The organism is Streptomyces saintjeani (genome assembly GCF_055409605.1).
The window spans coordinates 7,195,247-7,220,016 of sequence record NZ_CP189624.1 but is presented as its reverse complement, the minus strand read 5'-3'; the positions used below and the strand labels follow the sequence as shown (position 1 = coordinate 7,220,016).

Below are 24,770 nucleotides of genomic sequence, written 5' to 3'. Positions count from 1 at the left end.
CTCCGATCCCGAAATCAAACGTGACTTTGTTTCAGGTTCACGTTACCTTTCGCGTCATGACGGAGGCGAACCCGGCCGCACAGGCGCGGCACGCGGTCGCGGAGGCCAGTCGACGGCTCGCGGACGCGGGCCTGCTGATCGGCACCGCGGGAAACGTGAGCGTACGGACCGACGACGGCATCGCGGTCACCGCGACGGGCGCGGTGCTCGGCCGGGCCACACCCGCCGAGGTGACCGTCGTGGACCTCGAAGGCCGGGTGCTGGAAGGGGAGTTGGCGCCCACCTCCGAACTGGAGCTGCACCTCGGGATCTACCAGCGCTTCGGCGCGGGCGCGGTCGTGCACACCCACTCCCCCCGGGCCACCGCCCTCTCCCTCGTCCTCGACGAACTCCCCTGCGTGCACTACCAGATGCTGCTGCTCGGCGGCGCCGTACGGGTCGCGCCGTTCGCGGTGTTCGGGAGCCCGGAGCTGGCCGGTCACGTACTCGCCGCGCTGGAGGGCAAGTCGGCCGCGCTGATGGCCAACCACGGTGCGGTGGTGCACGGTTCGACGCTGGAGAAGGCCGTGGAGAACGCGCTCCTGCTGGAGTGGGCCTGCGACGTCTACGCGCGCGCCGCCGCGCTGGGCACACCGCGCGCCCTGGACGAGGAGCAGCAAGTCGCCGTCATCACCGCCGCGTTGACCAGCGGGTACGGCAGTACGCGCGCGGCGAAGCCGTAACGAGTCCGGCCCAGGAAGAGGGAGAGTCCCCGTGAGTCAGTCGGTCATAGCGCTCGGCGCGCACGTCTTCGACGTCCAGGTCCGCCCCGTCGAGTCCATCCCGGACGGGCAGGGGGCGACGCTGGTCGACCAGATCCGGTTCGGTCCGGCGGGTACGGCGGCCGGGACCGCGGTGACACTGGCCAAGCTGGGCGCGGCAGTCCGGACGGCCGGCGCGATCGGGACGGACCCGATCGGCGACCTGATGCTGAGCCTGCTCGGCAGGTTCGGCGTCGACACGTCCCTCGTCGTACGGCGGGACGACGCCCAGACCTCCGCGTCGGTGCTGCCGATCCGCGCCGACGGGAGCCGGCCCGCGTTCCACGTGCTGGGCGCGAACATCACGTACGGCCCCGACGACGCCCCGCACGCCGAGATCGCCGCGTCCAGCCATCTCCACCTGGGCGCACCGGAGTTGATGGGCGGGGAGGCGGCGGCGAAGATCCTGCGGCCCGCGCGCGAGGCGGGGACCGTGACGTCGGTGGACATCCTCGCGGGCGGCGAGAGCGGGCTGTTCGACTGGATCGCGGACGCGCTGCCGTACGTCGACTACCTGCTCCCCAACGAGGACCAGGTGGTGGGGTTCACCGGCGCGGAGAGCGTGGAGGCGGGGGCGCGGGTCTTCCTGGAGCGCGGGGTGGGGTGTGTCGCCGTGACGATGGGGGCGCGCGGGGCGCTGGTGGTGACGGCCCAGGAGGCCGTGACCGTACCGGCGTTCGCGGTCGACGTCGTCGACACGACCGGCTGCGGTGACGCCTTCTCCGCCGGGTTCCTGCGGGGGATCGGGCTCGGGCGTACGGCCGTTCGGTCCGCGGTGCTGGGGTGCGCGGCGGCGGCTCTCGTGGCGCAGGGGCTGGGGAGCGACCACGGGGACTTCGACCTGGCGACGGCGGACGCGTTCGCGGCGAACACGCCGGTGCTGAAGGGCGATTGAGACCTCGGGAGGGTGCACGGAAACGAACGCCGCCCCTTCGACGCGGGCGGCGTTCGGCAACCCCTCACGCGGTCATGGCGTCCCGCACCAGCGCCGTGTCCACGAACTGTTCGAACCGCACGATCAGGCCGCCCCGTACGACGAAGTGGTGTGCCACCCGTACGTCGATCGGCTTGCCCGTCGCCTTGTTCACGGCCGTGTACCGCGCCAGCACCACCACGTTCTCGCCGTCCGCCACGTACGTGTCGTCGTGGGCCGTCCAGCCCTCCCAGTCCTTGCCGAGCTTCTCCATGACGGCCGCCGTGACGCCGTCCGGCGTGCGGTAGGTGCCCGCCAGCGGGAAGCCCGCCATCTCCGTCCACTCGACGTCGGGCGCGAGAGTCGCGCGCAGGGCCGCGAGGTCACCGGCCGCCGAGGCCAGGTACTGGCGGCGTACCACGTCGGCGGGAGCGTCGTACGTCATCGCGGTCAGCCCCACTTCATCTCGCCCTTGGCGACCTTGGCCCCGATCTGCGCGGCGATCAGCATGCCGTTGTCGGGGTAGCGGGCGACGAGCGCCTCGGTGAGGGCGGCGCCGTCGGCGGCCTTGGCGAGTTCCTCCTCGAAGGCGACCAGGTACGCGCGGGTCTCGGTGATCGCGGACGCGTCGGCGGCGGCGCCCGGGAGGCGGTGGCCGGGGACGACGAACTCCGGCTCCAGCGCGGCCATGTCGTCGAGCGCCTTGATCCAGGCGGCGCGGTCGCCGGGGGTCGGGGTGTCGGCGACCCAGACGTGCTCGCCCTGGAAGAGGAGGACGCCGCCGACGATCGCCTTGTGCTCGGCCTGCCAGAGGTAGTGGCGGTCGGGAAGCTCCGCCGAGCCGCCCTTCAGCTCGAAGCGGTGGCCCTCCAGCGTGAGGTCGCCGGTGAGGGGTTCGAGGGCGACGAGCCGGGTGGGGAGGTTGGGGCCGAGGGCGGCCCATGCCTTGAGCTTGCCCTCGTACGACTCCTCGATGTGCTCGATGACGAGCGGGGTGGCGACGAACCTCGCGTCGGGGAAGGCGTCCGCGATGACCTCTGCGCCGAAGTAGAAGTCGGGGTCGGCGTGGCTGACGAAGACGGTCGTCAGGGTCTTGCCGGAGTCGAGGACGGCCGCGGTGAGGCGGTGGCCGTCCGCGCGGGTGAAGGCGGCGTCGACGAGCAACGCCTCGTTCTCGCCGGTGACGAGCGTCGCCGTCTTGTTCTTGCTGCCGACCGGGAAGTCCAGGTCGAGGACGGTGAAATCGAGGGTGCTCATGGAGCTCCTTGAGGAAGCGCGGGGATGGCGAACTAACCGCCTGACGGCACAGTATCTGACTATACAGATATCTATGTGGGACTGTGACAACTGCCACCGCCTCGACCGTCCCCGCCATTACAGCAACACCCTCACTCCCCCGCAGCCCGAGCCGGGTGACGCACCCCCTCACTCCGGCCGAACGGGCGGCGACAGCGGCGAGGGCGACGGGAAACGCCCCTCGGGAACGCCCGGGACCACGGGCCGCACCACCACCCCCGCCACCACGTCGATCCGCACCACGAACACACCGTCGCCGGAGACCGGACGAGGCTGGAGACGCGGGGTCTCGACGGAGACCGGCCGGAGCCCCTCCACCGCCCACCCGAGGCCCAGCAGCCCGAGAAGCACGAGGGTCAGCAGCACGGGTCCGGCCCCGCGAGACCTGCGGTCGTGAGTCACTTCAGTTCCTGGTCGCTAGATCCGGCTGAGACATCACCCCGTGTCCCCAGCCTCACAGCCGGACCCGCCCAAGGGAATCTTGAGACTTAAAGTTGTATCCCTCCTGTACGAACCTTTCACGCCCGCTTACCGTACGCCCCGGATATCAACTCACCGGCAGGTCAGGGCAGTTGAACGCTCAACCGCTCCCGCAGGTCGTCGGCGAGTTGGCCGACGTCCCCGTGGATCAGCCGCCCCGCCGACTTCACGAGGGGCCCAGCGGGGCGTGGGCCGACGTGACGAGGGCGTCGGCGGCGGACTGCCACAGGTGCCGGTGCGCGTCGACGAAGCCGGGCAGGACCGAGAAAGCTCCTCCGAAAGGCAACGGGAAAGCTTTCCCGTGTGTCGGCGCCGGTGTCAGACATTCCGCCGGTACTGGCCCCCCACCTCGAAGAACGCCTCGGTGATCTGCTGGAGCGTGCACACCCGGGCCGCCTCCATCAGCACCGCGAACACGTTCCCGTCCCCGATCGCCGCCTCCTTCAGCGCGGCCAGCGCCTCGTGCGCCTCGCTCCGGTGGTGCGTACGGAACTCCACGACCCGCTCCAGCTGCGACCGCTTCTCCTCCTCGGTCGCCCGCGCCAGCTCCACCGGGCCGGGGGCGGCCGTGTCGGCGTGCGGGTTGCGGAAGGTGTTGACGCCGACGATCGGCAGCGTGCCGTCGTGCTTGCGCTGCTCGTACAGCATCGACTCGTCCTGGATCCGGCCGCGCTGGTAGCCGGTCTCCATCGCGCCGAGGACGCCACCGCGTTCGCTGATCCGCTCGAACTCCTTGAGGACCGCCTCCTCGACGAGGTCGGTCAACTCGTCGATGACGTACGACCCCTGGAGCGGGTTCTCGTTCATCGCGAGCCCCCACTCGCGGTTGATGATGAGCTGGATCGCGAGCGCCCGGCGCACCGAGTCCTCGGTGGGGGTGGTGACCGCCTCGTCGTAGGCGTTGGTGTGCAGGCTGTTGCAGTTGTCGTAGAGGGCGATGAGCGCCTGGAGGGTCGTGCGGATGTCGTTGAAGTCCATCTCCTGGGCGTGCAGGGAGCGTCCGGAGGTCTGGACGTGGTACTTCAGCTTCTGGCTGCGCTCGTTCGCGCCGTACTTCTCCTTCATCGCGACCGCCCAGATCCGGCGGGCGACCCGGCCGAGGACCGCGTACTCGGGGTCCATGCCGTTGGAGAAGAAGAAGGAGAGGTTGGGGGCGAAGTCGTCGATGTGCATACCGCGCGCCAAGTACGCCTCGACATAGGTGAATCCGTTGGCGAGGGTGAAGGCGAGCTGGCTGATCGGGTTCGCGCCGGCCTCGGCGATGTGGTAGCCGGAGATCGAGACGGAGTAGAAGTTGCGGACCTTCTGCCGGATGAACCACTCCTGGATGTCGGCCATCATCCGGAGGCTGAACTCCGTTGAGAACAAACAGGTGTTCTGGCCCTGGTCCTCCTTCAGGATGTCGGCCTGGACCGTGCCGCGCACGCTCGCGAGCGCCTCGGCGCGCAGGCCCTCCGCCTCCTCCGGCGACGGCTCGCGGCCTTCGGCCGAGCGGAACGCGTCGGTGCGCTGGTCCATCACCGTGTTGAGGAAGAAGGCCAGGACCGTCGGCGCGGGGCCGTTGATCGTCATCGACACGGAGGTCGTCGGCGCGACCAGGTCGAAGCCGTCGTAGAGGGCCTTCATGTCGTCGAGGGTGGCGACGGAGACGCCGGAGGTGCCCACCTTGCCGTAGATGTCGGGGCGTTCGCCGGGGTCGCGGCCGTAGAGCGTGACCGAGTCGAACGCCGTGGACAGCCGGGTCGCGGGCTGGCCCTCGGAGAGGAGCTTGAAGCGCCGGTTCGTGCGGAACGGGTCGCCCTCGCCCGCGAACATCCGCGCCGGGTCCTCGCCGTCCCGCTTGAAGGGGAACACGCCCGCGGTGAACGGGAACCGGCCCGGCAGGTTCTCGCGACGCCAGAAGCCGACGAGTTCCCCGTGGTCGACGAACCGGGGCAGCGCGACGCGCGGGATCTTGTTGCCGGAGAGGGACTCCCGGGTCAGCCTGGTGCGGAGTTCCTTGCCGCGTACGGTGACGACCTGCTCGTCGCCGGAGTAACCGGCCACGACAGCGGGCCAGTCGGCGATCTGGTCGATGATGTCACCCGGCAGGTCACGACGGGCGTCCTTGATCAGCGGGACCAGGTTCGCCGCGTCGGACCCGGCGTCGGCCAGCTCCTCCTCCACGACCTCCAGTCGCTGCAACCGGCGTGCCGCGTCCGCGAGTTGGACCGTCCGCGCGTGATACGCCCGCACCGTGTCGGTGATCTCCGCGAGATACCGCACCCGTTCCGCCGGGACCACCTGCCGGATGCCGGAGGAGTACCGCACATCGACGTGCGCGAGCGCCCCCTCCCCCAACGGCAGCCCCTTGTCCGCGAGTTCGCCCCTCAGGTGCTGGTACAGCGCGGTGACCCCGTCGTCGTTGAAGGTCGCCGCACTGGTGCCGTACACCGGCATGTCCTCGGGCTTCTTCCCGAACTCCTCGCGGTTGCGGACCAGTTGCCGCCCCACGTCCCGCAACGCGTCCTTCGCGCCCCGGCGTTCGAACTTGTTGATCGCGACCGTGTCGGCGAAGTCGAGCATGTCGATCTTCTCCAGCTGCGAGGCCGCGCCGAACTCCGGTGTCATCACGTACAGCGAGGTGTCGACGAACGGCACGATCGCCGCGTCCCCCTGTCCGATGCCCGGCGTCTCGACGATCACCAGGTCGAACCCGGCGGCCTTCACGACGTCGATCACGTCGGCGAGGTGCTCGGGCAGCTCGCGGCTCCCGCGCGTGGCGAGGCTGCGGAAGAACACCCGGTTGCCGTCGAGGGAGTTCATCCGGATCCGGTCCCCCAGCAGGGCCCCTCCGCCGCGCCGCCGGGTCGGGTCGACGGCGATCACCGCGATCCTCAGCTTGTCCTGCTGGTCGACCCGGAAGCGCCGGACCAGTTCGTCGGTGAGCGAGGACTTGCCGGAGCCGCCGGTGCCGGTGATGCCGAGGACGGGGACCGTGCGCGTCGTACCGCGCAGTGTCTCCATGAACTCCCGCGGCAGCTTGCCGAGTTCGGCTCCCGTGACGGCGCGGGCCACGGCGAAGCGGTCACCGGCCAGCACGGCGTCCGCATCGGCCGGGCGGCCGTCCCAGAGGTCGAAGTCGCAGTCCTTCACGACCGAGTTGACCATCCCCGCGAGGCCCATCCGCTGGCCGTCCTCCGGCGAGAAGATCGTCACGCCGGACGCGCGCAGCCGGGTGATCTCCTCCGGGACGATGACCCCGCCCCCGCCGCCGACCACCCGGACGTGGTCCGCGCCCTGCTCGCGCAGCGACTCCACCAGGTACTCGAAGTACTCGACGTGCCCGCCCTGGTACGAGGAGACGGCCACGCCGTGCGCGTCCTCCTCCAGCGCCGCGTCCACGACCTCGCGCACGGAGCGGTTGTGCCCGAGGTGGATCACCTCCGCGCCCTGCGCCTGGAAGATCCGCCGCATGATGTTGATCGACGCGTCGTGCCCGTCGAACAGCGCGGAGGCGGTGACGAGGCGGACGGGGTGCGTGGGGCGGTGCAGTTCGCTCATGGGGACCTTCCAACAGCGCGCCGAGAGTGCCAACCAACAGATACTTGGACGTCCTACTAAATAGATAGTAGGACGTCCAAGTGAATTCACGGCGTCCAGAGGGCCTCAGATCCCGGCGAACATCCGGCGCGCCTCGACCAGCGACGGCCCGTACCAGGTCAACAACCGTCCGCTCACCAGCCGCACGTCCACGCCGGGGAACATCTCCGGCCCGTCCGTCGCGGAGAACGCGTACGGCTCGTCCGGCAGCAGGACGACGTCCGCGCGGATCTCCGACACCTCCACCCTCGGATACCGGCCTCTCCCATCCCCGTCGAACACGTTCGCGTACCCGGCCCGGCGCAGCAGATCCCCGGTGAACGTGGTCCCCCCGACGACCATCCACGGATCACGCCAGACCGGTACGGCGACACTCGCCGCGACCGGCAACGCCTCCCCCGTCCACAGCCCCCGCGCCTCCCCCAGCCACCCCGGCTCCCCGACCCGCAGCACCTCCGTGAACAGCCGCCCCAGCGACCCGACCGCCTGCGGCACCGTCTCCACGACGGTCACCCACACCGCGACGCCCGCCTCCCGCAGCCGCGCGACGTCCAGCTCGCGGTTCTCCTCCTTGTTCGCGATCACCAGGTCCGGCGCGAGCGCGGTGATCGCCGCCCGGTCCGGATTCTTCGTACCCCGTACGCGGGTGACGTCGAGGTCCGCCGGGTGCGTGCACCACTCGGTCGCACCGACCAGCGTGCCGGTCCCGGCGAGGGCCTCGGTGAGGGAGGGGACGAGGGAGACGACGCGGCGGGGCGGGCGGGGCAGGTGGACGGCGGTTCCCATGTCGTCGTACAGAACACTCACCCGGAAGCCCCGCTCAGCCACGGATCCGGGAGACGTGTCTCTCCTGGACCTCCCGGCTGCCCCGGACGAAGTCCAGCAGCAGCCCCAGTTCCTCGACCGAGTACCGCTGGAGCCCGGCGTGCGCCTCCTCCGCGAGCGGCCGGTAGATCTCCTCGGCCGCCCGCCGGGTCCGCTCGCTGGCCCGGACGACCGACCGCCGCCGGTCCCCCGGGTCCGGTTCCCGCGTGAGGTACCCGAGCTTGTCGAGCCGGTCCAGCATGGCCGTGACGCTGCCGGTGGTGAGCCCGAGCGCCGCACCCAGCTCCCCGGGTGCGGCGCTCTCGCGCTGGAGGAGTACGTCCAGACAGCGCAGGTCGGTCTGGTTGACACCGAGCCGCGTGGCGGCGGCGGCGTCGACGGCTTCCACGGCGCTCTGGAGGGCGCGGACCTCGCCCGCGAGTTCCCAGGACAGCGCCTCTCTGTCCGGGCCGGTCACAGCTTCACCCGACATTCAAGTATTTCGACCTTCAAGCTAGAGGTACGCCTTGACCGTCAAGGTAGTTGACCCGACCGGCCACCGTCGAGCCGGGTGGAGCCGGGCGGGGCCTGGCGGGGCCTGGCGGGGCCGGGCGGGCCTCCCCCTCCGTCGTCAGCGGGCGGCAGCCACCCTCTCCTCCCACGAGACCCGGTAGGAGTACACGGGGACGGTCGCCTTGACGCCGAGCTTCAGGAAGAACGGCAGGACCAGGTCACGGACCGCACGCGCGAGCCCGTTGGGCGCCGCCTTCTGGTTGCCGGTCCGCCGCCCCTCCTTGACGATCTTCTCCACGCGGCCCTGCCGGATCGCCTGGAACGCGGCGAACGCCCGCTGCGCAGTGGGCAGATCGCGCAGGCACTTGGCGAGCACGATCGCGTCCTCCATCGCCATCGACGCGCCCTGTCCGACGTGCGGCGAGGTGGCGTGCGCGGCGTCGCCGACGAGGCAGACCCTGCCCCGGTGCCACACGGGCAGCGTCAGCATGTCGTAGACGGGGTAGCCGATGATGCCGTCCGGCGTGGAGCCGATGATCGCCGGGACGGGGTGGTGGTCCTCGCGGTGGCGCTCCAGGAGCCGCTTCTTCCACACGTCGTGCGGGATGCGCTCGATCTCGCCGCGCCCCGGCTCCACCGGCTCGTGGTAGTTCTCGAACCAGTGGACCTCGCCGCCGGGGACGGTCTGGTGGCCGAAGAACCCCTGGTGGCAGAAGGTCATCCGCATGACGCCGTCGGCGGGCGCGGCGTCCCGGGAGCGGGTGTAGCCGGCCGTGCCGATCACCCCGGTGTACTCGGGGCGGGGGGCGTCGGGCAGGACGGCGCGGCGGGTCCTGGAGTGGATGCCGTCGCAGCCGATGAGGATGTCCGCCTCGGCGGTGGAGCCGTCGGCGAAGCGGATCAGCACGCCGTCGTCGGTCTCGGCGACGCCCTCGAAGAACTTGCCGTACTCGATCCGGATCCCGCGCCGTACGGCCGCCTCGCGCAGGCCCTTGTTGAGCAGCCCGCGCTTGAGCAGGAGCGTCCCGGCGGGGTTCTCGCCGAGCCGCTTGCCGTGGTGGTTGAGGAAGACGGTGCTGGTGGTGGGGCTGCCGTACCGCTCGATGTCCTCGCGGATGCCCAGGGTGTCGAGGACGGCGAGCCCGTTGGGGGCCAGGCTGAGGAAGGCGCCCGCGTCGTCGCGGGGCTCCTCGGCCCCCTCGTAGACGACCGCCTCGACCCCCGCCTTCCGCAGGAACAGGGCCAGCACCGGTCCGGCGACACCGCAGCCGATGAGGGCCGCGCTCCTTGGGTTCATCACGGTGTTCCTCCTGGAACCTGGGGAAACGTCGATTCCCCTTGAAGATCAATCTTCTCGACCATCAAGATACCCACTTATCTTGATGGTCGAGATACTTGAATGTCAAGTGAAGGCTGCGGATGTCCGGACGGCCGTCGTCGGCCGGTTTCTCGCCAATCACGAGGGCGGCGAGCCCTTCCGGGCACCCGCTGTCAGTGCCGGGCACTACGCTCGTTCACCCGGCAGAGAGCCGGTGAACAGCAGGGGGAGTACGAGACCGCCATGCCCGACAGCCGCACCGGACACCTGATCTCCGTCATCGACGACGATCCACTGCGCGCCCGCAAGGACGCACGCGAACTGCTCGCCGCGCTCGCCGAGGTGGACCCCACGGCCAGGCTGGACCTGCCCGAGCCCGGCAGCCTGGCGGGAGCCGGCGACAAGGGCGGGCCGTCCGCCGAGACCGTCGGGCTGCTGCTGAGCGCCGGTTCGTTCGTCGTCGCGCTGGTGCAGACATGGCTGACCCGGGTCCCCCAGCGCACGATCGTGGTGAAGCGTCCCGACGGCGCGACCCTGCACATCACCGGCAAGGAGGCCCGCGAGGACGACACGCTGGTCGAGCGGTTCCTCGCGGAGGACGGCGACGACGGCACGGCGGGCTGAGCGCCGATGACCGACAACGACCGGCACGCACTGCTCGTGGGCGTCTCCACGTACGACAGCGGCACCTACGCCGAACTCCCGGCCGTACGCGCCGATCTGCACTACATGCGGGCGGTCCTGGAGAACACCGAGATCGGCATGTACAACGCGTGCTCGCTCGCCGCCGAGCCGACGCGGGCGGAGATGCTGCACGCCGTCGAGACGTTCCTGGAGGCCCGGCAGCCCAGTGAGACCGCGCTGCTCTACTTCAGCGGGCACGGCGAGTACTGCGAGCAGGACGGCCAGCTGTACTTCCTGACCCGGGACACCGACCCGGCCGACCTGCCGGGCACGGCCGTACCCGCGGAGTTCCTGGAGCGGATGCTCCAGTCCTGCCGGGCCGCGTCCAAGGTGGTCCTGCTGGACTGCTGCTCCAGCGGTTCCGTGGTCCAGGGCTGGACCGCCAAGGGCCCCTCGCGGGAACCGGACCGGCCCGCGCCGAGCACCCTGCTGCGGCCGACCGGCGTGTACTTCATCACCGCGTCCGACGCCCTCCAGACGGCCTCCGCGATGGCGCCGCCCGGTTCGGACCTCGGCACCTCCCGGTTCACCGGGGAGATCGTCGAGGGACTGCGCAACGGCCGGATCAAGGACGGCGGCTGGATCACCCCGGACGACCTCTTCGACTACCTGACCGCCCAGATGACCCGCTCCGGCGTGCCGGAGGAGCAGCGCCCCACCAAGTCGACGATCAGGGCCACCCGGAGCCTTCCCCTCGCCCGGTCGGTGGCACGGCCGGTACGGCTTCCCGCGCTCCCCCACGACGCCACCGAGGCAGCCCGGCACTCCCCCGCGCTCCTGAAGGCCCGGGAGCTGGCCGAGGCGGACGAGCGGGACGGCGTCGACCCGCAGCGGCTGCTGCGGTACTACGCGGACTGCCTCACCGCGCAGGCCGCCGCCGGAATGCGGCCGGACCGCGACGGCGGCCGGGACAAGAAGTACTTCCTGCTGGCCCAGGGCGAGGAGACCGTCCAGTCGGGGCGCGGCCCGCACATCGTCGCGCCCCGCGCGCTGCCCCGGCCGCAGGAGGGGTCCGGCACGGAGGCGGGCTCGCGCCAGGAGTACTGGTACGGCTATCCGGCGATCACCCTGCCCACGCGGGACGGAGCCCGGGGCCGGCGCGCGACGGTGGAGCTGGCGCCGTTGCTGATCCAGCAGATGGAGCTGGCACCGGACGAGGAGGGCCGGGACGTGCTCCGGCCCAGCGGGGTGCCGTCCCTGCACAGCGGCGTCGTCTCGGAACTCCTGGACGCCGGCGACGCGGCCGACCTGGTCGCGCGCTGGCAGCCGGCCTGGCAGGAGGGCAACGACGCCCAGATGCTGCGCGCCGTACGGGAGTTGCTGGACGAGCTGGGGCTGCCGGAACTCGAACCGCTGGACCCGTCGGCGCTGAGCGACCGTACGGTCATGCAGGCACTGCGGCCCGGCGCGCACAACGCGGCCGTGCTGCTGGTGCCGTCGGGCGCGGAGGCCAAGGCCACCCAGGCGCTGGTGGAGAACCTGCTCCAGATCTCGACGCGGACCGCGCAGATCACGGGCACCGCCCTGGGGGCGCTGCTGAGCGGCGGAGCCCAGCAGCAGTCGGCCCCGGTGACCCCCGTCGCTCCGGGGCCGTGCAACGAGAGCCAGGAACAGGTGATCGCGTCGGCGATGACCCAGCCGCTGACGGTGGCGACCGGGCCGCCGGGCACGGGCAAGAGCGAGGTCGTCACGGCGGTCGTCACCACCTGCGTCGCCGCGGGCCAGTCGGTGCTGGTCGCCTCCACGAACAACGAGGCCGTGAACGTCGTCGCCGAGCGCTGCGACGCCATCGCGCCCGGTCTGCTGATGCGGACGGGCAACGCGGAGGCGCTGGAGCGGGAGGCGGCCAAACTGGAGCAGCTGCTCGCCGGACCGGCCGGGGCGGCGGGGCGCGGATCGGCCACCGTGGGCGGCGAGTTGCGCAACACCCGGGGTACGGCCGACCGGCTGCGGGCGGAGGCGGCACAGCGTGTCGGTGAGGAGACGCGGCTGCTGGAACTGCTCCGCGACCGGGAGGAGCGGGCGGCCGGACTGGAGCTGGCCCTGCCCCTCCTCGAAGGGGTCTGGGCGGCGGACGGCGACGTGACGCCGCTCCGCCGGTGGGCGGACCGGGCGCGCAGGACGGCCGGGGCCCGCTGGTGGCAGCTGGGGGGATGGCGGCGCGGGCGGGCGCTCGCCGCGCTGGTCGCGGCGGGGGCGGAGGGTACGGCGTGGCCCCGGTGGGCGACCGGACGCCCGGTGCCGCCCGGGCTGCTGGAGTCCCTGGCCGAGGCCGTGTCCGTGGAGCGGGAGGTGCGCGAACTCGTCCACCGGCACGGGGAGTGGGACGAGGACGGGCTCAAGGAGTCCCGGCTGGCGACCGCCGAAGCCCTGTCCGGGCTGTCGGCGGAGCTGTCCCGCGCGCTGTCCGCCGAGACCCTGGACCGGGCCACCGGGCTCATGAACCAGCGGCTCCAGGCGCTGCGCCGCCGCTCCGGCTACCAGCGCAGCCAGAAGAACCTGATGACGCACATCAAGGGCTGGGCCGTCAGCACCCACTCGGTCCGGCAACTCGAACTCGCCCCGAAGCTGTTCGACCTCGTCGTCATCGACGAGGCGAGCCAGTGCTCCATCCCGTCGGTGCTGCCGCTGCTGTTCCGGGCCCGCCGGGCACTGATCATCGGCGACCCCATGCAGCTCGGCCACATCCCCGGCGTCTCACCGCAGCAGGAGCGCCAGGCACGGGTACGGGCCGGACTGAGCGTCGCGCAGCTGGAGCACCACCGCCTCACCTACCACGTGCACTCCTCGTACCACGCGGCCGAACAGCACGGCGACAGCGCCCTGCTCCTCGACGAGCACTACCGCTGCCACCCGCGGATCGCGGACGTCGTCAACGGCCACTGCTACGGCGGCCGGCTGCGGGTCCTGACCGACGTACGGCGGCAGGTGCCGGCGCACGACCCGGTGGGGGCGGCCGACCCGGCACCGGTGCTCGGCTGGGTCGACGTACCGTCCGGGGAGTCGGCGCGCGGCGGCGACGGGCAGTCCTGGCGGAACGCGCGGGAGGCGCAGGCCGTACGGCGTGTGGTCGACGAGCTGCTGGCGGTGCTTCCGCCGGACGCGACGGTGGGCGTGGTCACGCCGTTCCGGGCGCAGAAGGAGACACTGGCGCCGTGGTGGCGGGACGACGACCGGGTCCGGGTCGGCACCGTCCACACCTTCCAGGGCGGGCAGCGGGACGTGATGGTGCTCAGCCCGGTGGCGGCGCCCAACACGCCGCCCCGGACGACGCACTGGGTCGCGAGCCAGGTCAACCTGTGGAACGTGGCGGTCACCCGGGCCAAGTCGCAGCTGATCACGGTGGGAGGCCGCGCCTTCTGGCAGGACCGGAGCGGCCTGCCCGCCCTCCTCGCCGCACGGTCGACACCGCTGGGAGCGGACGACGACGGTACGGCGCCCGGCCCGGTGACCGAGGCCCACGGCGACCTCGCCGACCGCCTCCAGCACTACCTCGCCGGCCGGGGCGTCACCGATCTGGAGCGGGCCGTCCTGGTGGGCGGCCACCCCGTGGACCTCCTGTTCACCGACGGCGGCGAGAACACGGCGGTACTGGTCGACCCCGGCCCGCCCCCCGGCACGGACCCCGCACGGCACCTCCGCCTGACCCACACCCGAGGCGACCTGCTCACCGGCCTGCCCTCCGGGGGCCACGGCGCCAAGCCCTGCCCCGTGACCCGGACGATCCGGGTGCCCGCCTGGCGGATCCTCGCGGGCGAGACAGCGCTGGCCCCGCTGTTCGACTGATCGGCTGAGGGCCGCGGGCAGCCCCCGCCTGCGGCCCTCAGCCGATCAGGACCCCTTCTTGACCGGCTCCAGAATCGCCACGCACTCCAGGTGATGCGTCATCGGGAACAAGTCGAACGCCCGAAGCGACCGCACCTTGTACCCCCCGTCCCGGAAGTACCCCAGATCCCGGGCCAGCGCGGCCGGATCACACGCCACGTACGCGATCCGCCGAGCCCCCAGGGACGCCAGGTGCTGGACGGTCGACCGCCCCGCCCCCGCCCGAGGCGGGTCGAGGACGATCAGGTCGACCTCCGTGATGCCGGTGCGGGGCAGGACGGAGTCCACCTTGCCCTGCTCGATCCGGACGCGCGGGAACTCGGCGAGGTTGTGCCGCGCGTCCTCGACCGCGCGCTTGCCGGACTCGATGCCGAGGACCGCGCCCTTCTCACCGAGCCGGTCGGCGAGGGCGCCGGCGAAGAGGCCCACGCCGCAGTAGAGGTCGAGGGCCATCTCGCCCTTGCGGGGCAGGAGCCCCTGCATGACCGCGAGGACGAGCGTGTCCGCCGCCTTGGGGTGGACCTGCCAGAACCCGCCGCTGCCGACCCGGTGCGTACGCCCGTCGGCGCGCTCACGGACGAAGGGCCGGCCGTGGACCCGGTGGACCCCGCCGTCCTTCTCCTCGACGCGCATGACGGATACGGGTTTGTCGAGCTCGACGAGGGGAAGGCGGGCGCCCGGCCGGGGCGTGAGGATGACCTGCCGGTCCTGGGACCCGGTCGCGGCGATCGCCTCGACGGACTCCATGCCGATCCAGTCGCGCTTCTCGACACCGAGTTCGGAGACACCCGGCGCCGCGATCATGCAGTGGTCGATGACCTCGACCTCGTGCGAACGGTGCCGCCGCAGACCCGCGTTGCCGTCCAGGTCGACGGCGTACTGCACCCTCGTACGCCACTGCGGCACCTCGCCGGAGGGCAGCTTGTCGCCCTCGGCGGGCATGACGGTGCCGTCCCAGCCGGCCTCCTCGGGGGTGAGCCCGGCGAGCCGCAGGAGCTGTTCGGCGAGGACCTCGCCCTTCATGCGGCGCTGCGCCCCGGGCTTGGCGTGCTGCCAGTCGCAGCCGCCGCAGCGCCCGGGCCCGGCGAAGGGGCACGGCGCCTCGACCCGGTCCTTGGACGCGGTGAGCACCTCGACGGCGTCGGCCCGCAGGAACCGCGCGCCCACCTCGCCCTCGGTGACCCGCGCGAGCACCCGCTCCCCGGGGAGGGCGTGCCGCACGAACAGCACCTGCCCCTCGTCGGTCCGCGCGATGCAGTGCCCGCCGTGGGCGACGGCCCCGACCTCGACCTCGTACTCACGCCCGACAAGGGACTCGGCGCGAGACTCCTGCCCTTCGAGAGCCTCCCCCGCCTGCTGTTTCTTCGGTTCTGCCTGCATGGCGGGGTGACTCCAGATCGGAAAGGCGACGGGGGTGCGCGGCGGAGACGGCGCCCTCAGGACCGCCGTACGACGACAGCCGTCCAGTCTAGGCCCTGCGCACGACCCCGACGACCGCCGCAGAAGCCCGCACGCACCCGCGGAACGACGCCCGCCGCCGACCCCCTCGTACACACCCCCGGGCCGAGCCCCCGTACGCCCCGGCCCGACAGCCTCGTACGCCCCTACTCCCCCCGCCCCCCGCTCTCCCGGGCCCGCTCCCGTTCCCGCTCGGGCGACCCCGCCGGCCCCCGCCGTACGGACCCCGGCGCGTTCCACTCCTGCCGGCGCCGGGCGCGCTGCTTCGCCGCCTCCGAGGACTGGAGCTGGTAGGGGACGGACGTCACCATGACCCCCGGCGTGAAGAGGAGACGCCCCTTGAGGCGCAGGGCGCTCTGGTTGTGCAGCAGGTGCTCGTACCAGTGCCCGACGACGTACTCGGGGATGATCACCGACACCGCGTCGCGCGGCGACTCCCGCCGCAGGCTCTTGACGTACTCGATGACCGGCCGCGTGACCTCCCGGTAGGGCGAGTCGAGGACCTTGAGCGGTACGTCGATCCCGCGCCGTTCCCACTCCTCGCGCAGCGCCTTCGTCTCGACGGGGTCGACGTTGACGGTGAGCGCCTCCAGCGAGTCGGACCGCATGAGCTTGGCGAAGGCCAGCGCGCGCAGCGTCGGCCGGTGGATCTTGGAGACGAGCAGCACGGAGTGGACGCGCGAGGGCCGGACGCTGTCGTCGCTGGGCCCCTCGGTCGCCACGAGCTCCGCCGCGACCCCGTCGTAGTGCTTGCGGATCGCGGTCATCGTCGCGAAGAAGATGACCATCCCGAGCAGCGCGACCCACGCGCCGTGCGTGAACTTCGTGACGAGGACGACGACGAGGACGAGCCCGGTGAAGAACGCGCCGAACGCGTTGATGGCCCGCGAGCGGACCATGTGCCGGCGCTTGGCGGGGTCGGTCTCGGCGGCGAGGTGCCGGTTCCAGTGCCGGACCATGCCGGTCTGGCTCAGCGTGAAGGAGACGAACACGCCGACGATGTACAGCTGGATGAGCCGCGTCGAGTCGGCGCCGTAGATCCACACGAGGAGGATCGCCGCGCCGGCGAGCAGCACGATGCCGTTGGAGAAGGCGAGCCGGTCACCGCGGGTGTGCAGCTGGCGCGGCAGGTACCGGTCCTGCGCGAGGATCGACCCGAGCACCGGGAACCCGTTGTACGCGGTGTTCGCGGCGAGGAACAGCACGAGCGCGGTCGCCGCGGCGAGCACGATGAACAGGAAGCTCCCCTTGCCGAACACGGCCTCGGCGACCTGCGTGATCACCGGGTTCTGGACGTACCCGGACCCGACCTCGACGCCGTTCCTCAGCAGGTCCGTCGCCGGGTTCTCCGCCATCCGTACGTCCGTGACGAGCGCGAGGACGATGATCCCGCAGAACATCGTCACCGCCAGCAGCCCCATCGCGGCGAGGGTGCTGGCCGCGTTCTTGGACTTGGGCTTGCGGAAGGCGGGTACGCCGTTGGAGATCGCCTCGACGCCGGTCAGCGCGGCGCAGCCGGAGGAGAAGGCCCGCAGCAGCAGGAAGACCAGCGCGAACCCGGCGAGCCCCTGGTGCTCGGCCTTGATCTCGAACTGCGCGGTCGGCGCCCGCATCGAGTCGTCCAGGACGAGTCCGCGGTACGCGCCCCACGCGATCATGATGAAGACGCCCGCGACGAACACGTACGTCGGGATCGCGAAGAGCTTCCCGGACTCCTTCACGCCGCGCAGGTTCATCAGCGTCAGCAGGACGATCACCGCGACCGCGCACGCCGTCTTGTGCTCGACGACGAAGGGGATCGCGGAGCCGAGGTTCTCGATGCCGGAGGCGATGGACACGGCGACGGTCAGGACGTAGTCGACGAGCAGCGCGCTCGCGACGGTCAGTCCCGCCTTGGGTCCGAGGTTGGTGGTCGCCACCTCGTAGTCGCCGCCGCCGCTCGGGTACGCGTGGACGTTCTGCCGGTAGGAGGCGACCACGGTGAACATCAGGACGACCACCGCGAGGGCGATCCAGGGTGAGAAGTGGTACGCCGACACGCCCGCGATGGACAGGACCAGCAGCACCTCCCCGGGCGCGTAGGCCACGGAGGACAGCGGGTCGGAGGCGAAGACAGGGAGGGCGATGCGCTTCGGCAGGAGCGTTTCCCCAAGCCGATCACTGCGCAGAGCGCGCCCGATCAGGATCCGTTTGGGCACGTCGGTCAGTTTGGACACAACAGGGAATCGTAAGCCTTCGAACACCCGGCCGCCCACACCCGGAGACGACCTTCGCGGCCCGCCCACCCGGAACCGGCCGCTCCGTCATCCGCCCGCGAGGTCGCCGGGGAGAACCGCTACGTTGGAGGTGGGCACTCGACGGCGGTCCCGGGGCCCTGGACCGGCGGATTCCCGGGCATGATGTCTGCCTGGCGGTCGCCATCCGGCCGCGACACCTTGCCCGAAGAGCCGAGTTTTGCCCGAAGAGCCGAGAGAGGAACATGAGAACGACAGCGAAGCAGGTCAGTGGACCTGCGGGGAGCGTGGTGTAAGGCCATGCACATCGTCATCATGGGCTGCGGCCGAGTGGGCTCAGCCCTCGCGCAGACCCTGGAGCGGCAGGGGCACACGGTCGCGGTGATCGACCAGGACCCGACCGCCTTCCGGCGCCTGGGTTCCTCCTTCGGCGGTCGCCGGGTCACCGGGATCGGCTTCGACCAGGACACCCTGCGCGAGGCAGGCATCGAGGAGGCGGGCGCCTTCGCGGCCGTCTCCAGCGGCGACAACTCCAACATCATCGCGGCCCGGGTGGCACGCGAGATGTTCGGCGTGGAGAACGTCGCGGCCAGGATCTACGACCCGCGCCGCGCCGAGGTCTACCAGCGCCTGGGCATCCCGACGGTCGCCACGGTCCGCTGGACCGCCGACCAGATGCTGCGCCGGCTCCTGCCGTCCGGCGCCGAGCCGCTGTGGCGCGATCCCACCGGGGGCGTGCAGCTCGCCGAGGTGCACGCGTCGCCGTCGTGGATCGGCCACAAGATCAGCACGCTCCAGGAGGAGACCGGGGTCCGTGTGGCGTTCCTCACCCGGCTGGGCGAGGCGATCCTCCCGACCTCGCAGACGGTCCTCCAGGAAGGCGACCTCGTGCACGTCATGATGCGGACCGACGAGGTCGAGAAGGTCGAGGCGGTCTTCTCCGAGGGTCCCCAGGAAGGCGGTCACCGATGAGGGTCGCCATCGCCGGAGCCGGCGCCGTCGGCCGCTCGATCGCGGGCGAACTGCTGGAGAACGGCCACGAGGTCCTCCTCGTCGACAAGGCCCCCACGGCCATCTCCGTCGAACGGGTCCCCCAGGCGGAGTGGCTCCTGGCCGACGCCTGCGAGATCACGTCCCTGGACGAGGCCGCGCTCCAGCGCTGCAACGTCGTCATCGCCGCGACGGGCGACGACAAGGTCAACCTGGTCGTGTCCCTGCTGGCGAAGACGGAGTACGGGGTCCCCCGGGTCGTCGCCCGCGTCAACAACCCCAAGAACGAGTGGCTCTTCAACGAGTCCTGGGGCGTGGACGTGGCGGTCTCCACCCCCCGCCTGATGTCGGCCCTGGTGGAGGAGGCGGTCTCGGTGGGCGACCTGGTCCGCCTCCTGCGCTTCAGCCACGGCGACGCGAACCTGGTCGAGCTGACCCTCCCCGAGGAGTCGGCGCTGGCCGGCACACAGGTGGGCGACGTCGAATGGCCCGAGGACACGTCCTTGGTCACGATCATCCGAGGCACCCGAGTCCTCACCCCCACAGCGGAAGACTCCCTGGAACCGGGCGACGAACTCCTGTTCGTAGCGGCCCAGGCAAGGGAGGAACAGCTGGAGGACTTGCTGTCGGTACGAAGGGAAGAGACGGAAGCGTAGGGGGACGAGGGCGGGGTCTCGCCGCGACTGCGAGCCGTGGCTGCGGGCTGCGGGCTGCGGGCTGCGGGCTGCGGGCTGCGGGCTGCGGGCTGCGGCGAGACTCCCGCTTTCTGCTTTTAGGGGCGCGGGGAACTGCGCGATCAACCACATCGGACCCGCACCCGCCCCAAAACAACCAAACCCCCCTGATTGGGCGAGGGGGGTCCGGGGGCACTCCCCCCGGGGTCGGGACGGGAAGGGGCGGCGGGGGCGAAAAACTACTCGACACCCCGAGCAGCCGCAGCCTTCCGCTCCTCCTCAGCCTTCTCCTCCGCCTCCATCTCAGCAAACACATCGATAGGAGCCGGAGCCTTGGCAAGAAACACCCACGTCAGCCACACGGCCAACAGGAACGGCGGAATCTTCAACGCGATGAGCACCCACCCGAGCTGAGTGGTATCGGCCCACCAGTACAACGGAAACAGAATCGCGCACTTGGCGAGCAGAATGAGCCCCCAGGCCCAACTGGCCTTGGAGTAAGCCTTCTTACGCCCAGGATTCCGGGTCCGCCAGGACAGGTTCTCCTTGAAGACGGGCCCGAGCATGAGCCCGATGAGAGGAACCCCGCACAGAGTGGTGACGATGTACGCGAGGGACAACCCCAGCGTGTACAGCATCCCCGGCAGATAGAAATCCTTCGCATTGCCGGTCATCATCGCGAAGACGACCCCGAAGGCAACCCCGAACACACCACTGAACGCGTGCTTGACGGTCCCCCGCCGGACGAGCCGCACCACGACCAACGCGATGGACACGGCAAGCGCGGCGATAGCCGACATGTGCAGGTCCTGATTGACCGTGTAGATCGTGACGAACAGCAGCCCGGGCACGACCGTCTCGACCATGCCCCGCACACCACCGAACGCCTCGAACAACGCGGCCTCGGTCACCGCCCGGGCATCCCGCGCCTGCTCTTCTCCGGTCGGCTTGTCGAGCGACGTCACCGGCTACTCCCTACCGAGAGGTCTCAGTTCGTACTTAGGATTGAACAGCACACGCCGACCTCTGCTCATCGAGATCCGGCCCGAGGCGATCAGCCGCCGCCCCGGCTCTATGCCGACGATGGAGCGCCGCCCCAGCCACACCACGTCCAACGCGGCGGACCCGTCGAACAGTTCCGCCTCCAGCGCCGGAACCCCGGCCCGCGGTCGCAGAGTGACCGTGCGCAACGTACCAGTAACGGTCACTATCTGCCGATCCCGGCAGTCCTCGATCCGCGTACACCCGGCGGTCTCGGCGTCCTCCCGCAGCTCCTCGGACTCCAGGTCCTCCTGGGACGAGGAAAGCCGGTCGAGCATACGCCGGAACCGGCCCACCGGCTTCTCGGAATGCGGCACAGCACTCATACCTGAAGCGTACCGGCCTCTCTGAAAGCCCCGACCCCTCACCTCACTTCTCGAACCGCTACCCCATCCCCGGCTCCGTGATACTGCATCCCCCGGGGGGCAACCCCGGACCCCCGGCCGCCTCCCCGCCTCACTTCTCGAACCGGTAACCCATCCCCGGCTCCGTGATGAAGTGCCGAGGATGCGCCGGATCCCCCTCCAGCTTCCTGCGCAGCTGCGCCATGTACACCCGCAGATAGTTCGTCTCCGTCCCGTACGACGGCCCCCACACCTCCTGCAACAACTGCCGCTGGCTGACCAGCCGCCCGGTGTTGCGCACGAGCACCTCCAGCAGATGCCACTCGGTGGGCGTGAGCCGGACGTCCTTGCCACCCCGGTTGACCTTCTTCGCCGCGAGGTCCACGGTGAACCCCTCGGTCTCGACCAGCACCTCCCCCTCCCCCGGCCCCACCGGCTCGGCCCTGCGCACGGCCGCCCGCAGCCGCGCCAGCAACTCGTCCATCCCGAACGGCTTGGTGACGTAGTCGTCGGCGCCCGCGTCCAGCGCCTGCACCTTCTCGTCGGACGAGTGCCGCGCGGACAGCACGAGGATCGGCACCCGCGTCCACCCCCGCAGCCCCTTGATCACCTCGACGCCGTCCATGTCCGGCAGCCCCAGGTCGAGCACGACGACGTCGGGATGCCGCGCCGCCGCCAACTGCAACGCGCTCGCTCCGTCGTGCGCCGCGTCCACCTCGTACTTGCGCGCCTTGAGGTTGATCACCAGCGCCCGCACGATCTGCGGCTCGTCATCGACCACGAGCACCCTCGTGGGTCCCTGGGGATTCCCCCCGGCGGCGCTCATCATGTCCCCTGCCTCTCGGACGTTCCCAACGGCTCTGCCTCCACGACACCACCGACACGGGACGATTCTGCCGGTACACCCCTACCAACACCGGAAGCCACCTCGCCCTCACCAGCCACCCCGGCCACCGCCGCCTCACCCTCACCAAGCACCCCGAACGCCGACGCCTCACCCGCACCGGACGGCCCCTCCCCCAGGCCGTCCACGCCGGACAGCTCAGCCCCAGCCACCTCACCCGCACCCGACACCCCACCCGCCGCCCGCAGCGTCAGCACCATCGTGAGCCCGCCCCCCGGCGTATCCTCCGCCGCCAGCGTTCCCCCCATCGCCTCCACGAACCCCCGCGCCACCGCGAGCCCGAGCCCCACCCCCGCGCCGCGCGGAGCGTCGCCGTACCGCTGGAACGGTGCGAAGATCCGCTCCTTCGCCTCGTCGGGCACCCCGGGCCCCCGGTCGACGACGCGCACCTCGACCCGCTCGGACAGCGCGCTCGCGGCGACCAGCACGGTCTGCCCCGGCGGGCTGTACTTGACCCCGTTCTCCACGAGGTTGGCGACAGCCCGCTCCAGCAGCCCGGCGTCGACGGACACCATGGGCAGCGTCTCCGGGATGTCCAGCTCGACGCTGTCCTCGGGCACCCCGCCGAGCGCCATCGGCACCACCTCGTCGAGGTCGATCTCCCGCACGATCGGCGTGACCGTCCCGGTCTGGAGCCGCGACATGTCCAGCAGGTTCCCGACGAGGTGGTCGAGCCGGTCCGCGCCCTCCTCGATCCCTTCGAGCAGTTCCGCCTGATCCTCCTCGGACCAGGCGACATCGTCCGACCGCAGACTCGACACCGCCGCCTTGATCCCGGCGAGCGGCGTGCGCAGGTCATGGCTGACCGCGGCGAGCAGCGCCGTCCGGATCCGGTTCCCCTCGGCTAGGGCCCGCGACTGGTCGGCCTCCTCCTGGAGCCGGCGCCGGTCGAGGACGACGGCGGCCTGCGCCCCGAACGCGGCGAGCACCCGCCGGTCCTCGGCCGGCAGCACCCGCCCGGTCAGCGCGAGCGCCATGTGGTCCCCGACGGGCACGTCCACGTCCGCGTCCTCGGGCCGCTCCACCGCCCGCCCGATCCCGACGCGCCCGGCGCAGGTCCACGGCGTGACGTCGGCCTCCCGCTCCAGCAGCGCCGCCGACTCCATCCCGAAGGTCTCCCGCACCCGCTCCAGCAGCGCCTCCAGGCTGGTCTCCCCGCGCAGCACGTTCCCCGCGAGGAACGACAGGATCTCCGACTCGGCCCGCAGCCGGGCCGCCTGGTGCGTGCGCCGCGCGGCGAGGTCGACGACGGAGGCGACCGATATCGCCACCCCGACGAAGATCACGATGGCGACGATGTTCTTCGGGTCGGCGATCGTGAACCGGTGCAGCGGAGGTGTGTAGAAGTAGTTCAGCAGCAACGAACCCAGCGCCGCCGAGGCCAGCGCCGGCAGCAGCCCCCCGAGCAGCGCGGCGGCGACGGTCAGCGCCAGGAACAGCAGCATGTCGTTGGCGAGCCCGAGCTGGACCGCGTTCAGCAGCAGCGCGAGCCCCACCGGCCCGCCGACGCCGACCAGCCAGCCCCACAGGATGCGGGCCCGCCCGAGCCGCGCGCCCCGGGCGACGGGCAGTCCGCGCCCCTTGGCGACCTCCTCGTGGGTGACGATGTGGACGTCCAGGTCGGGCCCCGACTCCCGGGCGACCGTCGCCCCGACGCCGGGCCCGAACATGTACTGCCACGCCTTGCGCCGCGAGGACCCGAGCACGATCTGCGTCGCGTTCGCGCCCCGCGCGAAGTCGAGGAGGGCGGCGGGGATGTCGTCCCCGACGACGTGGTGGAACGTGCCGCCGAGATCCTCGACCAGCGTCCGCTGCACGGCGAGTTCCTTCGGCGAGGCCGAGGTGAGCCCGTCGCTGCGGGAGATGTACACGGCGAGGACCTCGCCGCCGGCCCCCTTCTCCGCGAGTCGCGCCGCCCGCCGGATCAGCGTGCGCCCCTCGGGGCCGCCGGTCAGCCCGACGACGATCCGCTCGCGGGAGCCCCAGATCGCCGAGACCCGGTGCTCGCTGCGGTACTGGTTCAGGTATTCGTCGACCCGGTCGGCCACCCACAGCAGCGCCAGTTCCCGCAGCGCGGTGAGGTTCCCGGGCCGGAAGTAGTTGGACAGCGCCGCGTCGACCTTGTCCGGTTTGTAGATGTTGCCGTGCGCCATCCGACGGCGCAGGGCCTGCGGCGACATGTCGACCAGTTCGACCTGGTCGGCCCGCCGCACCACCTCGTCCGGCACGGTCTCGCGCTGCCTGACCCCGGTGATCGACTCGACGACGTCCCCGAGCGACTCCAGGTGCTGGATGTTCACCGTCGACACGACGTCGATGCCCGCGGCCAGGAGTTCCTCGACGTCCTGCCACCGCTTGGCATTGCGCGAGCCCGGCACGTTCGTGTGCGCCAGTTCGTCCACCAGGGCGACCGTCGGGGCCCTGCGCAGCACCGCGTCCACGTCCATCTCGGTGAAGACGCCGCCCCGGTAGTCGATCTCCCGGCGCTCGATCTCCTCCAGACCGTGCAGCATCACCTCGGTGCGCGGCCGGCCGTGGTGCTCCACGAACGCCACGACACAGTCCGTACCCCGCTCGACCCTGCGGTGCGCCTCCGACAGCATCGCGTACGTCTTTCCGACGCCCGGCGCCGCACCGAGATAGATCCGAAGCTTCCCGCGCGCCATACCCTCATTGTCTTCCGCCGACCACCATGTGTGCAGCGAAGACGCTACGGCCCTTTCATCAGACAAATCAGACACTCCCTTCGCCATCACCTCACCTTTGACAAAACCCTGACACCCCACCGGCTCCCCCGCCGATCCGGTCGGGCCCTTCTTGCCCCTTCATCGGAAGATCCGGGCCGATCGGTTCACGTTCCGGGAAATTTTTTTCCGGCCCCACGAAAACCGCACGCAACACGAAACCCGC

19 protein-coding genes are annotated in these 24,770 nt (G+C 71.2%); 6 read left to right on the top strand and 13 right to left on the bottom strand.

The features are described 5' to 3' along the window. Window positions 1–56: 56 nt before the first annotated feature. Together ACQCO7_RS32810 and ACQCO7_RS32805 are read left to right on the top strand one after the other, a co-directional pair. Window positions 57–722, top strand: coding sequence for a class II aldolase/adducin family protein (locus ACQCO7_RS32810; protein WP_464075182.1), 666 nt, complete (start codon window positions 57–59; stop codon window positions 720–722). Window positions 723–753: 31 nt separating this feature from the next. Continuing rightward, window positions 754–1,695, top strand: coding sequence for a carbohydrate kinase family protein (locus ACQCO7_RS32805; RefSeq protein WP_464075181.1), 942 nt, complete (start codon window positions 754–756; stop codon window positions 1,693–1,695). Window positions 1,696–1,759: 64 nt separating this feature from the next. Here ACQCO7_RS32805 and ACQCO7_RS32800 read toward each other — a convergent pair whose 3' ends face one another. The 7 genes from ACQCO7_RS32800 to ACQCO7_RS32770 all read right to left on the bottom strand — a co-directional run bounded on the left by ACQCO7_RS32800 (window position 1,760) and on the right by ACQCO7_RS32770 (window position 9,685). Then, window positions 1,760–2,158, bottom strand: coding sequence for a nuclear transport factor 2 family protein (locus ACQCO7_RS32800; RefSeq protein ID WP_464075180.1), 399 nt, complete (start codon window positions 2,156–2,158; stop codon window positions 1,760–1,762). Window positions 2,159–2,163: 5 nt separating this feature from the next. Next, window positions 2,164–2,970: an MBL fold metallo-hydrolase gene (locus tag ACQCO7_RS32795; RefSeq protein ID WP_464075179.1), complete on the bottom strand. Its 807-nt coding sequence runs from the start codon at window positions 2,968–2,970 to the stop codon at window positions 2,164–2,166. Window positions 2,971–3,138: 168 nt separating this feature from the next. Beyond that, window positions 3,139–3,411, bottom strand: a complete 273-nt coding sequence (locus ACQCO7_RS32790; protein ID WP_464075178.1) for a hypothetical protein — start codon at window positions 3,409–3,411, stop codon at window positions 3,139–3,141. Window positions 3,412–3,807: 396 nt separating this feature from the next. Continuing rightward, the gene (gene icmF / locus ACQCO7_RS32785) at window positions 3,808–7,032 is read right to left on the bottom strand and encodes a fused isobutyryl-CoA mutase/GTPase IcmF (RefSeq protein WP_464075177.1); all 3,225 of its coding nucleotides are present in this window, start codon (window positions 7,030–7,032) and stop codon (window positions 3,808–3,810) included. A 105-nt stretch (window positions 7,033–7,137) separates the two neighbouring features. After that, window positions 7,138–7,857: a helical backbone metal receptor gene (locus ACQCO7_RS32780; protein ID WP_464077340.1), complete on the bottom strand. Its 720-nt coding sequence runs from the start codon at window positions 7,855–7,857 to the stop codon at window positions 7,138–7,140. Between the two features lie 34 nt (window positions 7,858–7,891). Beyond that, window positions 7,892–8,368, bottom strand: coding sequence for a MarR family winged helix-turn-helix transcriptional regulator (locus tag ACQCO7_RS32775; RefSeq protein ID WP_464075176.1), 477 nt, complete (start codon window positions 8,366–8,368; stop codon window positions 7,892–7,894). A 138-nt stretch (window positions 8,369–8,506) separates the two neighbouring features. Beyond that, window positions 8,507–9,685, bottom strand: a complete 1,179-nt coding sequence (locus ACQCO7_RS32770) for an FAD-dependent monooxygenase (RefSeq protein WP_464075175.1) — start codon at window positions 9,683–9,685, stop codon at window positions 8,507–8,509. Between the two features lie 264 nt (window positions 9,686–9,949). Between ACQCO7_RS32770 and ACQCO7_RS32765 the strand changes: the two genes are divergently transcribed. Continuing rightward, window positions 9,950–10,330 (top strand): effector-associated constant component EACC1, encoded by a 381-nt coding sequence (locus ACQCO7_RS32765; RefSeq protein WP_464075174.1) that lies wholly within the window; start codon window positions 9,950–9,952, stop codon window positions 10,328–10,330. 6 nt (window positions 10,331–10,336) lie between these two features. After that, window positions 10,337–14,176, top strand: a complete 3,840-nt coding sequence (locus ACQCO7_RS32760) for a caspase, EACC1-associated type (protein ID WP_464075173.1) — start codon at window positions 10,337–10,339, stop codon at window positions 14,174–14,176. Between the two features lie 45 nt (window positions 14,177–14,221). Here the strand turns inward: ACQCO7_RS32760 and ACQCO7_RS32755 are convergent, their stop codons facing one another. Further along, the gene (locus ACQCO7_RS32755) at window positions 14,222–15,595 is read right to left on the bottom strand and encodes a class I SAM-dependent RNA methyltransferase (protein ID WP_464075172.1); all 1,374 of its coding nucleotides are present in this window, start codon (window positions 15,593–15,595) and stop codon (window positions 14,222–14,224) included. Between the two features lie 224 nt (window positions 15,596–15,819). Next, window positions 15,820–17,889 (bottom strand): APC family permease, encoded by a 2,070-nt coding sequence (locus ACQCO7_RS32750; RefSeq protein WP_464075171.1) that lies wholly within the window; start codon window positions 17,887–17,889, stop codon window positions 15,820–15,822. Between the two features lie 318 nt (window positions 17,890–18,207). On the opposite strand from ACQCO7_RS32750, the gene ACQCO7_RS32745 reads away from it, so the two are divergent. Continuing rightward, the gene (locus tag ACQCO7_RS32745) at window positions 18,208–18,879 is read left to right on the top strand and encodes a potassium channel family protein (RefSeq protein WP_409115267.1); all 672 of its coding nucleotides are present in this window, start codon (window positions 18,208–18,210) and stop codon (window positions 18,877–18,879) included. Then, on the top strand, window positions 18,876–19,553 hold the full coding sequence (locus ACQCO7_RS32740; RefSeq protein ID WP_055722518.1) for a potassium channel family protein: 678 nt from the start codon (window positions 18,876–18,878) through the stop codon (window positions 19,551–19,553). Before ACQCO7_RS32745 ends, ACQCO7_RS32740 begins: the two co-directional genes overlap by 4 nt. A gap of 257 nt (window positions 19,554–19,810) precedes the next feature. Here ACQCO7_RS32740 and ACQCO7_RS32735 read toward each other — a convergent pair whose 3' ends face one another. From ACQCO7_RS32735 to ACQCO7_RS32720, 4 genes are all read right to left on the bottom strand, one after another. Next, window positions 19,811–20,536 carry a DUF3159 domain-containing protein gene (locus tag ACQCO7_RS32735; RefSeq protein ID WP_409115268.1) on the bottom strand — a complete coding sequence of 242 codons (726 nt, stop codon included), beginning with the start codon at window positions 20,534–20,536 and terminating at the stop codon, window positions 19,811–19,813. Between the two features lie 3 nt (window positions 20,537–20,539). Beyond that, window positions 20,540–20,938, bottom strand: a complete 399-nt coding sequence (locus ACQCO7_RS32730; RefSeq protein ID WP_029183759.1) for an OB-fold nucleic acid binding domain-containing protein — start codon at window positions 20,936–20,938, stop codon at window positions 20,540–20,542. 130 nt (window positions 20,939–21,068) lie between these two features. Beyond that, on the bottom strand, window positions 21,069–21,785 hold the full coding sequence (locus ACQCO7_RS32725; RefSeq protein WP_050372188.1) for a response regulator: 717 nt from the start codon (window positions 21,783–21,785) through the stop codon (window positions 21,069–21,071). Continuing rightward, window positions 21,782–24,526, bottom strand: coding sequence for a DUF4118 domain-containing protein (locus ACQCO7_RS32720; protein WP_464075170.1), 2,745 nt, complete (start codon window positions 24,524–24,526; stop codon window positions 21,782–21,784). The genes ACQCO7_RS32725 and ACQCO7_RS32720 overlap by 4 nt, the downstream gene beginning before the upstream one ends. Window positions 24,527–24,770: the final 244 nt, after the last annotated feature.